A 16,065-nucleotide genomic window follows, 5' to 3' on the forward strand; every position below is an offset into this window, starting at 1 on the left:
TTTCTAATCGAAAAATTTATTGAAGAAGTTTCGAAACTTGTTCTTTGGCTCAGACTGTTTCGGCTTCTTAGCAGCAGTGGTTGGAGATTTAGCTTGATTCTGTTGACTCGGTGTCTGATTACTTCGATTGCCGAAGCCAAACGTACTGAATCGAGAGTCGCTAGTTTGTGCTGATTCTGATTCTTTTTGAACAGCAGGTTGACTAGCTGTCGCGCTCAATGCGTTATGGTTGATCACACTTGTCACTAAGAGCTCGATTTCACTCAAGCCAGCGGCATAAGTGATCAATCCTAGAACAGTGGCAAACGATGAATTACGTAATCCCATTTCTTTAGGTGTGTAGATGCGCACCTTGGCATCTAGCAATTCAGCTGCGAGTGAATTCAAGCTCATTGTCTCGGCAACACCACCCGTGATCACGACGCCACCAGGCAAATCGAACGCATGGACTTGCTCAAGCTTGGCAGCAAGTCGATCGAAGATTTGTTCGAAACGAGCTTCCAAAATCTCAGATAGATAAGTTTCATCAACGAGAACTGGGTCATCCTGGCCGACAATTTCAACCGGAAACTTCTCGCTATCAGAGGTTGAACGTGGATTAGCAACGCCATAGTTTCGCTTGATTTTTTCTGCGCTAGTCATCGAAGTATTCAAGACGACGGAAACGTCTTTGGTCAGATTATCCCCGCCTTCATCATCTTCGACGATGAACTTCAACTGATGATCATGAATCACATAAGCAGTCGATTGCGCGCCACCCATGTCCATCAAAATCGTACCAAAATCCTGCTCGCCATCATTCAACGCAACTGTTGAAAGCGCCAATGAATTCAGAACAAAATGTTTCAAACGCAATCCCGTACGTTCGAGCACCTTACGGATATTATTAACGACCAAGGTAGGCACGGAATAAACCAGCGCTTCCATCTCGATCCGCACGGCAGACATTCCTCGTGGATCGACAATGTGTGCTTGTCCGTCGACAATAAACTGTTGTGGCGTAATTGCCACGATTTCTCGCTCAGGAGGTAAGTTACGCGATAATGCAGCACTGGCCACATTCCGCACTTCCTGATCTGTAATTTCTTTTGGCTGATCTGCAACGATGGCCATCCCTTTAACGGGTTCAATTAACATTTCTTTGGCTGGCACACCAACAACAACTTGATCAAACTTTACATTTGCTTTTGCTTGAGCCTGATGAACTGCCTTTCGAGTAGCGGCAACAACCTTATCGATGTCGACAATCACGCCGTCTTTAAGACCTTGCGATTGTTCACTGCCAACGCCAATAATGTTTAGATGTTCATTAATTGATTCGCCAACAATTACTCTGATTGCAGTTGTCCCAATATCGAGGCCCACATATATCTGAGCTTTATCCATTAAAATAAAGCCTCCTCGATTTTTATTATAGTCAATAGATTAAAAAAACTAGTACTTATTAAAGTTTAACACACCAACGATATGATAATAAACTGTTATTTCTGATTCGCAAGAATAAGTTTAATTTTTATGATTAAACGGGACGAAATAGGCTCCCACCTCGAGGTCAACGACCCCTTTTTTGGTTGTCTGTGCCACGATGCCACCATAATATTTCAGTCGGTCAATCACCGTTCGTGAATCCGCCACCACTTCATTCCCATCATTCATAAATAAATGGATGCGATAGGGATTTGTTTTGCTTGGATCCGACTTCACTTCAGAGATCGCATTTTGAATCTGCACCGGCATTTTTGCATAAAGTTTGATAATGCGATTCAACGCAGTTCCTTGTTTGAAACCGGAGTAAATTGGAAAGTTACCAATTGGCTTTTTCAAAACGCCATCATCGACGACGCCATTACTGAGCACTCGTTGATACTTGGATTGGTTCACGACGAATCCAACGGTTTGATACTCTTGAACTTTGATGGTCACATCCTGCCATTGGCTGAAGTTCAGCGAGATGGTTTTCAATGCGGGCAGCTTCTTTTTAATACGCCCCGTGATGCGATCCTTCGTTAACCAGACTCGCGTCACATAATCGGTCGATGATAATTGACTCGCATCGATGACATCTTGCGCGGCAGTCAGCTTCTCACCCGTCACTGAAACGTCGCCGACACGGGCCAGCGGTGAAATGTGATAGCAGAGTAAGCCAAACAACGTCCCAAAAACAAGAATGACTAAACTTAAATGCCACGTTAATTGCCAACGTTGCTGCCGTTTATAGGTTGGTAATTCGGCAGAAACTGGCTTTGAAAGTTGCTTTGCCTGTTTTTGTTGAGACTTGTCACGAAACTTTTCCCAATTCCGAATCGAGGCATTAGGGTCAAGCTTAGCAATTTTATCTGGATGATCATTTTTCACCAAGTTTTCCCCCACCTTTCATGATCAGTGATGATATTGACGAACCAACGAGAGCATTTCGGTGATCATCTGATCGCTCGCATCTGGCGTTGCCAGGGCAAGTGCCGCCATATGCATCTGCTGCCAGACTTCGGAATCTAACAAAATGTGATCCGTTGCTGCAACTAACGAACGACCATTCAGTTCCATCTCTGGCAATAGAAGCGCCGCTGAACTCTCGACCAGATAATCGGCATTCTTGCTCTGATGATCATGAGTCACATATGGGCTTGGAATCAGAATTGACGGAATACCTAAGGCGGTGATCTCAGCAAGTGTCGTTGCCCCACTACGCCCACATAAGACAGAAATTTCAGGCAACAACTGGCTCAAATTATCCAAATATGGGACGATTTTGATATTTGGTGCCTCTTTCACGGTGCCGATTGCCTGATGAACATTTTCATACAGCGCACGACCGGTAATGAAGAGCACTTGATAAGGTTTCTCAGATAATTCCGGGATTGCCTTGACGACCGCTTTGTTCAGCGGTTCTGCACCCCGACTACCGCCAACGATCAACAACGTCTTGAGTTCAGGATTCAGTCCTAATGTCTTTAGGATCCCTGTCGGTTTAAGCGCTGCAACTTCTTGTGCACGTGGATTACCTGTTTGAATCAGCTTTTTCTTCTCAGAAAATTGATGGGCAACTTCTGGAAAGACATAGGCGACCCGGTCGACAAAATGCGCGAGAAATTTATTTGACATTCCTGCGACAGAATTCTGTTCGTGGATCATTGTGGGAATCTTTAACCGACTTGCTTCGTAACAAACCGGTGCACAGACATAACCACCCGTCCCGACAACAATATCAGGTTGGAAATCCTGAATAATTTGTTTTGCACGTGACAAGCTCTTACGGAACTTATCAATCGTTGTTAAATTTTGCAACGTCAAGCGACGACGAAAGCCTTGAATCTCAATCGTTTCAAACGGAATACCCGCCTTAGTGACAATGTCTGCTTCCAGACCTTTTTTCGTGCCAACATAGAGTACTTCATCATCATCGATCAGGCGTCGCTCTTTCAGGCGTTTAATGAGTGCAAGTGCGGGATAGATGTGGCCACCGGTACCACCACCGGAAATTAATAGTCTCATTTTTCGGGCTCCTCAACTTGATTTGTCAGTTGTTCGACGGTCTTGATAAACAAGTCGCCTCGTTCTTCAAAAGTATGGAATTGATCCCAGCTTGCAGCAGCTGGCGATAACAGAATCACTTCATCGGGCTTGGACAGGTTGATGGCCTCCCGAGTTGCCACGACCAAATCATCGACTTTCACGATTTTTTCGAGGCCGGCTTTCTCACCAGCATCGCGCATCAAGTCTGCAGTCTCACCATAGACGACCATCGTGCGGACATGCTTCTTCAGCAGCGGAACCAGCTCGTCGAAAACAAAGCCGCGATCCAACCCACCTGCAATTAAATCCAGCGGCTGTTCAAAACTTTGTAAGGCAACCGTTGTCGCTTCAATATTTGTTGCTTTTGAATCGTTATAGAAGCGACGATTCTCCCATTCTTCAACGAATTGAATGCGATGACGAACACCCGCAAAGGTGCTCAGAACATTTATAATTGCTTGATTGCTGACACCTTTGAGCTTTGCGACCGCAATGGCTGCCAAAGCATTTTCGACATTATGTTGTCCAGGGATCTTGATAGTTTTAGCTGTGCAGATTTTCTCACCGCGGAAGTATAACCAACCATCTTGCAGATAACTGCCCTCTTGGCTCAGATTCTGACGTGAGAATGGCACTATTTGGCCACGAGTTCGTTGACTCAAGCCACGCCATTCTTCGTTATCCCAATTGACCACAAAATAATCTTCTGGGGTCTGATTCTTGACAATATTCATCTTGGCCTCAACATAATTGTGGCGATTGCCATGATAATCGAGATGAGCTTCATAGATGTTTGTTAGCACTGCAATATGAGGATCAAGTTCGGTCGTCCCTAGTAGTTGAAAACTCGATAGCTCCGTCACCATCGTTTGACCGGGTTCAATTTTTTGTGCGACCTCGGTTGCTGGAACACCAATGTTCCCTGCAACAAACGCGCGAGGTGTGGGTTGACTTTCATTCAACATTAAGCTAATGAGCGTTGTGGTGGTCGTCTTGCCATTTGATCCCGTCACGGCAACCATTTCACCTTCGAGAACCTCATAGGCTAACTCTGGTTCCGTGATAATTGGTAGTTTTAATTCTTGAGCACGTTGTACCATTGGATTACTGTATGGAATCCCAGGATTTTTGACCATTAAGCTGAAATCCTCATCTAGCAAAGCTAAAGGATGACTGCCCGCGATGACGCGAATGCCTTCTTCAACGAGCTGCTGAGCTTCGACGTTCTCTGAGAGCGGCTTTTTGTCGTTAACCGTAACGAGTGCACCCAATTTATGTAAGAGTAGCGCCGCATGAACGCCACTTTTCGCTAAGCCTAAAACAAGTACTTTTTTATTCTGATATGCCGTAACTTTCTTCATGATACCTTTGCACCTCTGCTAGAATTGATCAAAATTAAATTCTAAATCGAAGACTGTCTAAACTGAAGACGAACTATAAGAACAATAATAAATAGATGGTGGCACTAACTAAACCAGCCGCCCAAAATGTGAAGACAACCTTTTTCTCCGATCCTTTACCCCAAATGATTTCAAAATGGTGATGGATTGGCGACATCTTAAAAATACGTTTGTGGAAAGTCCGGTATGAAAAGACCTGCAAGATCACAGAAGCTGTTTCGATCACATAGACGAGCCCAATCAGCAACAACGACCAAGGTCGACCTAGAATAATCGAGATTACTGCCAAGCCACCGCCCAACGCAAGCGACCCAGTGTCTCCCATAAAAATCTTGGCTGGTAGATGATTGAAGAAGAGAAAGGCAACTAACGCCCCAACCACTGCCAAACAGATCATGGCAACGACGGCTTGATGTTCACGAAGCGCAATTATGGCGTAGGCGCCATAAGAAATAATTCCTAAACCACCGACTAAGCCATCTAAGCCATCCGTCAAATTGACCGCATTGGAAAAACCAACCAGCCAAAACACGACGAATACGGCAAAAAATACAGGTGAATCCAGTTGACCAATCACTGGAAATGGTAACGCGGTTGGCATCTGATCATGGAAGTAAATCACTAAGAAAACAATCGCCGTCACAACTTGTGCGAGTGATTTCTGGCGTGCTGTTAATCCTAGATTACGCTTCATCGCTAGCTTAACGGAATCATCCGCAAACCCGATCGCACCATAGAGCGCCAAGACAAGCACGAAAAGCCAGACATCAGTCGTGAGTTGGTGACTAACCAGGCTCACAATCAACACCATCACCAAGATAGCAATTAAGAAAATCAAACCACCCATCGTCGGCGTCCCTGATTTTTTAGCATGCCACTTTGGTCCTTCTTCACGAATCTGTTGTCCCTCGTCATGTCGACGCAGATACTTAATAAATGGTGGCATGCCGAGCACGGTCAGTACAAAGGCACCAATAACGGCAGCTAAAGAATATCCCATTTTCAATTCACTCCTGATTGATTTTTATTAATTCGATGGTTCTTCTAACTTGATCACAACTTCGCCACGATCAGGGATCACATTATTTGCTAACACGCTCTGTGAAGTCGCGTAACCTGTCCCCGTAATTTTGAAATCACACCCGGTGATCTCAGCCAATTTTAACACATCGTTTTTGGACCAGCCAATGACGTTTGGCATCGTCATCGCGCCCTCAGTCAACAAGACGACACGCTGACCTTTGATTACTTTTTCATCTTGTGCAGGTAATTGCTGAACAACTTTGCTACCGCTGCCCACTTGTGACACCACCAGCCCTTTTGCTTCAGCGACTTGCGTGGCAGCCTTTGCCGATTCGTCGGTTAGTTTAGGCATCTGAATCGAATTGGTCGACGTGCTATGATCACTATCCAGTAGCTTCAACGCCCGTTTCATCAATGGGTTGAAAATGCCCTTCATCAAATCTGATTCTGCGGTCGGTGTGATGGTTGGCTGTTGAACCGTGACGTAACAAATATAAGTCGGATCGTTGGCGGGCGCCATGCCAGCAACTGAGAAGACGTAATTGTTCTGTCCAGTCAAATATTGTCCATTACTGCCGGCGACCTGCGCAGTACCCGTTTTAGCTGCAATTCGGTAGCCAGGAATCTGGTAAGCACTCCCCGTGCCGTAACTTGAATAAACAACCTGCTGCATTAACTGACGCACTGTCTGAGCAGTGCTGGCCTTAATCGGATGACCCGCAACCTTTTTCTCATATTTCGTCTGTTTGCCATTCACGCTGGTAATGTGGTCAACAATCTGTGGTTCAATCATTTCACCATCATCCGCGATTGCGCTGAGATACTTCATCATCTGCATGACAGTGACATTCACACCCTGACCAAAGGCCGTGGTTGCTTGTGAAACCTCCGATTTAAGATTCAAGCTACCTGCAGCTTCCTCAGGCAATGTGATCCCGGTCTTTTCACCGACTTGGAATCTATTCAGGTATTTTTCAAACGTCTTTGCACCCAATTGCTGTTCAATCTTGACCATGCCGACGTTACTCGAGCGAGGGAGTGCTTCGTAAAATGGAATCCATCCCCAACCGCTCCGATCCCAATCGTAAATCGTTCGATCTGCAACTTTAACCGATCCAGACTTATAATACTCGTTCGGCCGATATGTCCCTGCATCAATCGCTGCAGACATCGTCAATAATTTGAAAACAGAGCCGGGTTCGTACGTATCCTCAACCAAGCTATCTCGCCACATCGTACTCAAACCAACTTTCGTCGAGGCATTAAACGTTGGCTGCTGTGCGGCGGCCACAATTTTGCCCGTCTGCGCATTCATTAACACTGCAGTAATCTTTTTAGGTTGATATTTCTCTTGCGTTGCCTGCATCAGCGTCTCTAGATAAGCCTGTAACCGCGAATCAAGCGTGAGATAAACCGACGAACCATCTTCTGGTGCTTTTTTGATCACCTTAGAATTCGGTAACTCATAGCCGTAGGAATCTTGCTTTGAAAAGGACATCCCATCTTTGCCAGCCAGGATCTCGTTGAAGTATTTTTCGATACCGAGGATCCCTTGAAGCTTCTCATCAGTTGCCTCTGGATCTTCTTCTGCCTCAGGTGTTTTCAGCTGTGCCACACCAACAATATGCGATGCAAAAGTCCCATTTGGATAAAGACGCGAAGGTGTTTCGTTGAATTTAATCCCGTTCAACTTCTCGGCCTGGATTTTTTTCTTCGTGTCGAGACTTAAATTTCTCCCGGCCGCACCAAATTCAACTTGATATTTATTCATCTTCAAATAACTCAAGATTTTTTTGCTGGGTATTGATAAATACTTGCTCAGCACACGCGCTGTTTTTTCTTTATCAGTCACATACAAGGGCTTACCCGCCGCATTTTTGTAGTCTTTGGATAAGACCGCGTAGATAGAATAGACACTCGAATCCTCTGCCAATACATTTCCATTGACATCAAAAATCGAACCACGTCTACCCTTGATTACCTTGTTTTGACCATATTGTTGCGCGGTTTTTTTTGACAGATCCACATTGCCAACATGTCCGTTGACCACGATACTGCCGAATCTAAAAATAAAAAGCAGGAGAACCGCACTCATCGCAACGATAAGTATCAGCCCTACCATTACACGATTTCGGCGTGTCCTCCTACTTTTCCTCTTGGTTTCGTGCCCATCTTGTTTCATTTTGTGACATTCCTTACGTTACCATCAATAAAAGTTAAGCCATTCTGTTTTGCAAATGTCGTTAATCGATCTGAACTCGTCAGCTCGCCAACCTCCTGTTGTAAATCAACGTTGGCGGTCTGAATATTCGTGATGTTGGCTTGAATATCTTGCAATTGACGCTGGCTTGAAGAAACATTAACTGATGTATGTACAAGAACCATCATCATTGCGACTGCAACACAAGTCACAGCACCAATCATCAGCTTTTCAAACTTCGATAAGGCAACTTTGCTTTTCTCCCTGACAGTGACTTGAGGTGACGCAACTGGTTCCGTCTGAGTGACGACTTCAGGACTAAATTCTGGTTGAATTTTTCTAACTGTACTATCCATGGCTTAGACTCCATTATGAAATTTCATTTATTTTTGTCTGTCGTTTTTCTCAGCAATGCGTAACTTAGCACTGTGCGCGCGTCGATTCTCAGCTAACTCTGCCGTTGAGGGCGTGATTGGCTTGCGATTGATGACTTGCAACACAGGCTGCATATCGGGTGGAATGATTGGTAATCCGGGGGGAAGATCAATTTCCGCATTCTTCTTAATGGTTTGTTTAACAATGCGGTCTTCTAACGACTGAAAAGTAATGACGCTCAACCTGCCATGTGGCTTTAAAACTTCAATCGCCTGATCTAAGCTATCTTGCAAGGCACCTAACTCATCGTTAACTGCGATTCGAATCGCCTGAAACGTTCGTTTAGCTGGATGTCCACCCGTACGACGTGTCGCCGCCGGAATCGCATTCTTGATAATCTCTGCGAGCTCGGTTGTGGTGGCAATTGGTTGAATCTCACGTTGACGTTCAATGGCCCGTGCAATTTGCTTGGCGAACCGTTCTTCACCATATCGTTTGATGATGCGCATCAAATCTTGAAACGACCATTCATTGACGATTGTCGCCGCGGTGAGTGCCTGTTGTTGATTCATACGCATATCTAAGGGTGCTTCAAGTCGATAACTGAATCCACGCTGCTGCTCATCAAGTTGCGGCGAGGAAACGCCGAGGTCATAGAGCACACCATCAACTTTCTCAAGGCCTAGTTCTTGCAACTTCTGCTGTAACTCTCGAAAATTAGCTTGAACGAGGGTCACACGCTCTGAATCGATAAAACTATCGTCGTGCTGCAATAATTCTCGCCCATTCGCAAGTGCTTCTTGATCCTGGTCGAAGGCAATCACACGCCCACCGCGAAAGCGGCTTAAGAGTTCACGTGTATGACCACCACCACCAAAGGTTGCATCCACATAGATGCCATCGTCATGAGGTGCTAAGCCCGAGACAGTTTCTTTGAGAAGGACCGTTTGATGTTTGAACATAATGTCCTCCTAAAGATTAAAGTCCAGTAAATTTTCCGAAATATCGTCGAAATTCTCTTCAGCTTGTTGGTTAAATGCTTCCCAACGTACTTCATCCCAAATTTCGATTCGATCTGAAACACCGACGATGACACAATTTTTTTCTAATTGTGCATATTTAAATAGAGGTGTGGCAATGTTAATACGTCCTTGCTTGTCGACTTCTAGCTCTGTGGCAGCCGCATAGAAGAAACGAACAAACGCACGGGCGTCTTTCTTGGTCAATGGCAATTCATCCAACTTTTTCTCAAGTTGTTGCCATTTTTCCATCGGATAGCCAAACAAACAGCCATCCATTCCTCGTGTCAGCACAAAGGTTTCGCCCAATGCGGCACGAAATTTTGCTGGCATGATCACACGACCTTTTGAATCGATCGTATGATGAAATTCACCCATTAACATTGTCTCACCTCCCGTCATGAATAGATTTTACCACAATCCCCCACTATTAACCACTTACACCCACAAACGTGCCACATTTTTGACGCACTAAAAAAGCCCTTGATATCAAGGGCTTTCGTTCAAAAAACGTTTTGTAACACAATCGTAACATGATTTAAAGGATGTTGTTATCTCGCAAGTATCCAGATTGCGACAAAGATATACCAACTCATGGCAATAATTAGGAAGCTGCGCCAAACGACGACGAAAAAATGCGGGAAATGTAACGCTCGCTGATCAACGGCCGTGTAAACGGCAAAAATCAAAGCAACCGCACAAACATCAAGTAAGATATAAGCCCAGGTGGATTCGATACCACGACTTGCCGCGAGTAAAGACGCTGCTGCTGTCACGAATGGCGGCCAAGCATCATAAAGACGCCACTTGGTTGGCATGAATTGACGGAGATAAGTCGCCAATAACAGGCTCACCACACCGCCGATAATCAAGAGTAAAAAGTTCCAAATTAAATAATCTGTTCGCATAGATGGCGCCTGCCTTCGAAATGTAATCAGTACAGATTGAAATATCAACACAATTAAAGTAAAATAAAGACAAATTATAAATCAGTAATGAGGTGTTGTTTTGAAAAAGCAACAAAGTACGTTTAGTAAAATTACAAAAGTTGTCGTCTGGGTCATGATTTTCGTGACGATTGCCGGCGTTGCACTTGGTGCATTGAGCGCCTTCTCAATTTTCTAATTTCAGTTTAGCTAGTTCTTATTTTAGCGCATAATTTGGTAGATACCAACAGAAAAAGTGACTGTTAATTGAGCCCGTGAAGTCTTTATGTGACATAAAGATTCCACGGGCTCAATTTATTTTGTATTCAGCTTTGATTAGGAAGTCATTTTGCCATTCAAATCGCTGTTCGGCTGGCATCAATCCGATTCTTTTTATCAGATACGGATTGAGCGATCTTTTAAATCATATTGACCTCATTAATCGGCGACTTTTACTCGGGTTGCTAAAGATTGCGCGTAAACAATTGGGGCGTAAAACGCACTAGAATGGTCATCAAGATTAATCCCATGATCAAATTGGCGACGAAACTACCGCCATTAATCAGCAACGAATAGAGCCACGCCGATTGCCCTTTTGGTGCATATGAGCCCCAGAAAAAGACGCCTGCGAAATAGTGTGACAAATACTTGCCTAGGTCCCCGAGGGCAAACCCTAATAACGTCACAGCCACAGCTTGTGTGGTTTTGTGCTGACGGATTTTTTGTTGGACCGTATTGGCACCCATGCCCATTAATCCGATCAACGCAAATGCTAATGGGTAGTCTAAAATAATCTGCAATGGGTTTAGAAGACTGCCACTACCACGCAACCACATATCCAACAGACCAAATACCAAGCCAGCAAAAAAACCTGGCACAATGCCACGACGCAGACTATAAACGGCCAATGGAATCAGACCGTAGCACAACTGGATGGACGAGACCCCAACATCATGTGGGACGTATTCCAAGGCCATCGCCAAGCCAGCAAAAATGGCGCCCTCTACTAAAATTTTCAAACGATCATGCGATTGCATAAAAAAACTCCTCCTTTATTTTTGTACCATCAACAAAGTCGGAGTTTTCACTCCATCACAATTCCTACGCGTGTGTTAACACAACAGGTTCAAGGGTCTGAACTTAATCACTCTCAGCTAAAATAGCTCCCCTTTGTGATGGCCATTATTATTTTTTTAAGCCTCTTTATTAAAGCGCTTCTCTACTGTCATGTCAAGCATCGATATTGCCGGCAGCAGTTATGGATTGACCGTTAAATCTTGCTTGAACCACTTTTGACTCAAGCGGGCAATTGTTCCGTCACGACGCAACTCATCGAGTGCCTGATCGAGACGTTGTTTGAGTTTAGTATCTTGCTTACGCATCCCAATAGCGAAAGTTTCCCCGGAAAACCCACCAGTCGTTATTTGGTAAGCACTTGGATCCTTTTGCTGTCGGATATAATAGCCAGCATAAATACTATCTCCCAAAACACCTTGCGTGCGTCCCGCCTGTAAATCCAAAAATGCAGTGTTGAAGTTATCGTAAAGTACAGCGGTTTTGCCCGCAACAATATTCTTAAGCACACGCGGTTGTTGTTCAAACAAAGTTTGTCCAGACGAACCATTTTGCAATCCTAACTTTTTATCTTTCATATCGGCAAAGGAACGGATGTGATTTTTCTTCAGCGTGACCAACACTTGGCGATTATTTAAATAAGACTGTGAGAACGCAACTTGTTTTTCGCGTTCAGGTGTTTTAGTATACCCATTCCAAATCAAATCAATCGTGCCGTTTCGTAACTCGGTTTCCTTCATGTTCCAATCAATGGCTTGAAAAGCAATTTTCTGGCCAAGTTTCTTAGCCGTTGCCTTGGCAAGATCAACGTCAAAACCAACGATCTGACCATTTTTCTCACGAAAACCCATCGGCACGAAGGTATCATCTAGCCCGACGATCAGTGTCGTTTTAGGATCGTTGACCGCATCGAGATGGCGAATGGCGCCAAACGAACAACCGCTTAAGCTGAGACTAAGAAGGAAGAAACAAACGAGCAGAAATGACTTGGACAGTCTTCGTTTTGTACGTTTAATCATGTGATCCCTCCTCAATCCTGCGCAGCAAGCTCATAAGTTTGATCCGCAATTTTCTCCGCAAATGCCAAATCATGGGTCACCACGATTTGAGTGATCTGATCATTTCTGAGCTGTTGGATCAAAGATGCCACATTATCTCGTAAACTTGGATCAAGCGCAGATGTTGGCTCATCGTAACACAGAATTTGTGGATGCATCGCCAGTGCGCGTGCAATCGCCACCCGTTGCTTCCGTCCACCTGAGAGTTGATAAGGGTAGAGATCGGCTTTGTCTGCCAGGTCAAGCTGGGCTAACAACGATAAAGCTTCCTGACGAGATTGTTTCTGATCAGTTCCGGCAACCAACTCAGGGGCCAAGCTGACGTTTTCAAGTGTGGACAGGTGTGGAAATAAGCGAAAATCTTGGAAGACGACACCAATGACACCCTTGCTGCGATTATCAACTTCCGGATCAAACGGCTCATTATTCAGCGTGATCGTTCCAGAATCGAATGAGCCTAAACCAGCAATTACACGCAGTAGTGTTGTTTTACCGGCGTTACTAGGACCAACAATGCAAAGCGTTTGACCTTCAACCACCTCGAATGAAACATCTTTTAAAATTTGTCGACCCTCGATCGACTTATTAATTTTTTCAAGTTTTAACATGATTCGTCCTCCTATTCGTAATAACTATAGTGACGTTCGACGGACCGTAATCCCCACGTCAGAATCGCCCTCAAACCTAAATAAATGACGGCCACCAATAGCAGTGGGACCAGCGTGACATCGCGAGCCATCGCAATATTCCCTGCCCGCAAAAGATCGCCCAATCCAATCACATAGACTAACGAGGAATCTTTAACTAAGTTGATGACTTCATTACCCATTGCGGGAATCACTTTCTTATTGACCTGTGGCAACACGATATGCCGGAAAGTTTGCCATGGACTCAAACCAAGTATCTGTGCAGCCTCTGATTGGCCCGCATCAACACTCTGCAAACCACCGCGGAAAATTTATGCAAAATAAGCCGCGTAATTGATGACAAAAGCGAAAAGTGCGGCACTGTAACGCTCAAAGACGATGTGAATGATCGGTAAGCCATAGAACACAAAGATGAGTTGTAATAATAGTGGCGTCCCTCGCATCAACCAAACGTACAATTTCAAAATGGCGCGAACTGGGGCATATTTAGATCATAATCCCACACTGACTAATAAGCCGAGTGGAATCGCCAAGATCAAGGTTAGAAGGAAAAGACTCAACGTCATTTTCGAACCATCCAATAATGCAGGTAAAATTTCCGTGATATATTGCCAATTCATACTGCAACACTCCCTAAAGTTATTTTGTCGATTTTATTTTTCATGATAAATATTAAAGATCAGACATCATTTGCTGAACATCTACTGAGATCATCGTACGCGCGACACGATTGAATTAGGGACAAAAAAATACCCCCTAGATAAATTAAATTATCTAGAGGGTATTTAAGACGTCTTAAACACGGTTCCACCTCAGCATCCCAATAACCTCACGATTATTGGCTAACACATTATAAACTGAACTGATAACGGTGGCCAACCGGATCAATTGTGATCAGCAAGTGCAATGACTGTCTTCAGTCTGTCGATTGTTGTGCACGTTAACGTATCTATCCTTCTCACCAACCAGGATTTCTCTGAGCAAAGCGGTTAACGCCGGGACAATCTATTCATGACAAATATTTATTATCTGAATCATAATCATTTGAGCGGTACAAGTCAAGCATAATGAGAAATTTTTATTTCTAACCACGATTAACGTCATTCAACCGCGACCCAATCGTGAGTCAATAGCGCCGATACGGTAAAATTAATGCTCGTGACGCCCGAATAAACGACTCCAAAAGCTCGCTTTTCTTGGTGTTTCGTTCGTTTCTTCTGAACCGTTCTCTGACGATACTTTTGAATCAGACGATTTTGAATCAGATGTTTGCGCATCTGACGCCGTTGGAGTTGTATCCGTTGCAACTGTCTTTTCAGAAGCCGTCAGTTCCTGTGAACCGGTGCTAGCCGCTTTTTCAGCATCAGCACTATTTTCGCCATCAGCCGACGTTTGGGCCTGAGATGATCCTTCTTTAACGGCCATTAGCGGCACCGTATCCCCAAGCATCCGTCTCGCAATATTGCGATAACCCTGGGCAGCAGGCGTATCGGGCTTCATCGTCACTAATTCGCCTTTATTAGAAGTCACAATCACCTGATCATCGTCAAAAACAATGCCGAGTAATGGAATCGCTAAGTGATCCGTGATTTCCTCAACGCTCATTGTCCCACCCTGATTCATCAGGTGTCGACGAATCCGATTAATAATCAGACGTGGGCTGAATTCTAATTGCTTAGCTTCCAACAAGCCGACAATTCGGTCAGCATCACTAATCGCAGAATTCTCTGGATTGGTCACAAGAATCGCGCCATCAGCCCCAGCAACGGCATTTTCAAATCCGGTTTCAATTCCAGCAGGACAGTCTAATAAAACAAAATCAAATTCCTGCTTTAATTCCTGAACGACACTCTTAACGGATTGCGCTGTCAGAACATTTTTATCCGCGTTCTGTGCCGCTGGTAATAGGTATAACTCACCTTTAAGATTGGGATATTTGATCAGCGCCTGTTTAACCTCTGCACGTCCTTGAATGACATCAACCAAGGTATAGATGATCCGATTTTGTAAGCCCAAAACGGCATCGAGATTACGGAGGCCTAAGTCAAGATCGACGAGGCAAACTTTCTTGTTCAACAGGGCTAGTGCTGCGCCCAAATTGGCGGTTGTCGTTGTTTTTCCAACACCGCCCTTACCCGAAGTAATGACTAACGCCGTTCCCATCATTTATCCTCCAATTTTCGATAAAGTTCGGGCATCGACTTTCTCATCGTACTCAGTGGTTCCACCACTAATTCGCCCTGATCATTCACATGAGCAAAAGTTTGGGCCTGGAAGTCTGGGTTATCGGCAACAACCGAGATATAGTTTCCAATGCGAACCTGTCCTGCAGTGCTGACGTCCCCGGCTACAATGGCTTCACGATGATTTGGAAAACCAGCATGCAAGATGCCGCCCTCAACATCACCAATGACATAAATATTCTTCGCTGACTTAAGCATTCCGCCTTGATGGACACTGCCTAATAAAATGACATCACCCTCAAAAGAGAGCTCTTGTCCGCTTCGAATAATTTGGGGAACAATAGAAACGTGCTGTGTTTTCAATAAATTTTCGACAGTCGGCTCGGACAAAACATCTGCCGTGATGCCCGTCAATTTGAATTTATCAAATTCGGTAATCAGCTTGGTCAACTCCGCTTGTTGCGACGTTGTTAACAATCGGTGCCCCGTCTGTACCGAAAATGCGATTTCCTTGACACTATTATCTTGATCACGAACTTTTTGCAATAGCTTCTTCAGATCGGCCAAACTCTCTTCAAAATTACTTTCAGCCGGAATTTCTAATTCATAACCATCGCTGCGCCCACGCAATGAGACATTTGCCATTT

General features: G+C 44.5%; 15 protein-coding genes, 2 pseudogenes and 1 riboswitch. Of the genes and pseudogenes, 1 reads left to right on the plus strand and 16 read right to left on the minus strand.

Going from position 1 to position 16,065, the window contains the following annotated elements:
* Window positions 1-3: 3 nt before the first annotated feature.
* The 10 genes from ftsA to FC15_RS07625 form a co-directional block, all read right to left on the minus strand.
* Window positions 4-1,386 carry a cell division protein FtsA gene (ftsA, locus tag FC15_RS07580; protein WP_057825460.1) on the minus strand — a complete coding sequence of 461 codons (1,383 nt, stop codon included), beginning with the start codon at window positions 1,384-1,386 and terminating at the stop codon, window positions 4-6.
* Window positions 1,387-1,506: 120 nt separating this feature from the next.
* Window positions 1,507-2,355, minus strand: coding sequence for a cell division protein FtsQ/DivIB (locus tag FC15_RS07585; RefSeq protein WP_235803368.1), 849 nt, complete (start codon window positions 2,353-2,355; stop codon window positions 1,507-1,509).
* A 24-nt stretch (window positions 2,356-2,379) separates the two neighbouring features.
* Entirely contained in the window at window positions 2,380-3,492 is a 1,113-nt protein-coding gene (murG, locus tag FC15_RS07590; RefSeq protein ID WP_057825464.1) for an undecaprenyldiphospho-muramoylpentapeptide beta-N-acetylglucosaminyltransferase, read from the minus strand.
* Window positions 3,489-4,874, minus strand: coding sequence for a UDP-N-acetylmuramoyl-L-alanine--D-glutamate ligase (gene murD / locus FC15_RS07595; protein WP_057825466.1), 1,386 nt, complete (start codon window positions 4,872-4,874; stop codon window positions 3,489-3,491). The genes murG and murD overlap by 4 nt, the downstream gene beginning before the upstream one ends.
* Window positions 4,875-4,947: 73 nt before the next feature.
* Complete coding sequence (gene mraY / locus FC15_RS07600; RefSeq protein ID WP_371861346.1) at window positions 4,948-5,919, minus strand: phospho-N-acetylmuramoyl-pentapeptide-transferase; 972 nt, start codon at window positions 5,917-5,919, stop codon at window positions 4,948-4,950.
* A gap of 21 nt (window positions 5,920-5,940) precedes the next feature.
* Complete coding sequence (locus FC15_RS07605; RefSeq protein WP_057825469.1) at window positions 5,941-8,118, minus strand: penicillin-binding protein; 2,178 nt, start codon at window positions 8,116-8,118, stop codon at window positions 5,941-5,943.
* Window positions 8,115-8,492, minus strand: coding sequence for a cell division protein FtsL (ftsL, locus tag FC15_RS07610; protein WP_057825471.1), 378 nt, complete (start codon window positions 8,490-8,492; stop codon window positions 8,115-8,117). The genes FC15_RS07605 and ftsL overlap by 4 nt, the downstream gene beginning before the upstream one ends.
* 27 nt (window positions 8,493-8,519) lie before the next feature.
* A complete protein-coding gene (gene rsmH, locus FC15_RS07615; protein WP_057825473.1) occupies window positions 8,520-9,473 on the minus strand; it encodes a 16S rRNA (cytosine(1402)-N(4))-methyltransferase RsmH in 954 nt (317 codons plus the stop codon).
* Window positions 9,474-9,482: 9 nt separating this feature from the next.
* Window positions 9,483-9,914, minus strand: coding sequence for a division/cell wall cluster transcriptional repressor MraZ (mraZ, locus tag FC15_RS07620; protein ID WP_057825475.1), 432 nt, complete (start codon window positions 9,912-9,914; stop codon window positions 9,483-9,485).
* Window positions 9,915-10,081: 167 nt separating this feature from the next.
* Window positions 10,082-10,438, minus strand: a complete 357-nt coding sequence (locus tag FC15_RS07625; RefSeq protein WP_057825477.1) for a DUF3397 family protein — start codon at window positions 10,436-10,438, stop codon at window positions 10,082-10,084.
* Between the two features lie 100 nt (window positions 10,439-10,538).
* Here FC15_RS07625 and FC15_RS09050 point away from each other — a divergent pair, with 100 nt between their 5' ends.
* A complete protein-coding gene (locus FC15_RS09050) occupies window positions 10,539-10,655 on the plus strand; it encodes a DUF4044 domain-containing protein (RefSeq protein WP_083479151.1) in 117 nt (38 codons plus the stop codon).
* 265 nt (window positions 10,656-10,920) lie between these two features.
* On the opposite strand, the gene thiT is transcribed toward FC15_RS09050, so the two are convergent.
* The 6 genes and pseudogenes from thiT to FC15_RS07655 all read right to left on the minus strand — a co-directional run bounded on the left by thiT (window position 10,921) and on the right by FC15_RS07655 (window position 16,063).
* Window positions 10,921-11,493: an energy-coupled thiamine transporter ThiT gene (gene thiT, locus FC15_RS07630; RefSeq protein WP_057825479.1), complete on the minus strand. Its 573-nt coding sequence runs from the start codon at window positions 11,491-11,493 to the stop codon at window positions 10,921-10,923.
* A gap of 44 nt (window positions 11,494-11,537) precedes the next feature.
* Window positions 11,538-11,636: riboswitch (TPP riboswitch) on the minus strand.
* A gap of 76 nt (window positions 11,637-11,712) precedes the next feature.
* Entirely contained in the window at window positions 11,713-12,549 is an 837-nt protein-coding gene (locus FC15_RS07635) for an amino acid ABC transporter substrate-binding protein (protein WP_057825481.1), read from the minus strand.
* An 11-nt stretch (window positions 12,550-12,560) separates the two neighbouring features.
* Window positions 12,561-13,196: an amino acid ABC transporter ATP-binding protein gene (locus FC15_RS07640; protein ID WP_057825482.1), complete on the minus strand. Its 636-nt coding sequence runs from the start codon at window positions 13,194-13,196 to the stop codon at window positions 12,561-12,563.
* An 11-nt stretch (window positions 13,197-13,207) separates the two neighbouring features.
* A pseudogene (locus FC15_RS07645) lies at window positions 13,208-13,855 on the minus strand (amino acid ABC transporter permease).
* A 790-nt stretch (window positions 13,856-14,645) separates the two neighbouring features.
* A pseudogene (gene minD / locus FC15_RS07650) lies at window positions 14,646-15,398 on the minus strand (septum site-determining protein MinD); the annotation flags it as partial.
* Entirely contained in the window at window positions 15,398-16,063 is a 666-nt protein-coding gene (locus tag FC15_RS07655) for a septum site-determining protein MinC (protein WP_057825485.1), read from the minus strand. The gene FC15_RS07655 and the pseudogene minD, both read right to left, overlap by 1 nt.
* Between the last annotated feature and the right edge of the window lie 2 nt (window positions 16,064-16,065).

This window comes from Lapidilactobacillus concavus DSM 17758 (genome assembly GCF_001435835.1).
GTDB lineage: Bacteria > Bacillota > Bacilli > Lactobacillales > Lactobacillaceae > Lapidilactobacillus > Lapidilactobacillus concavus.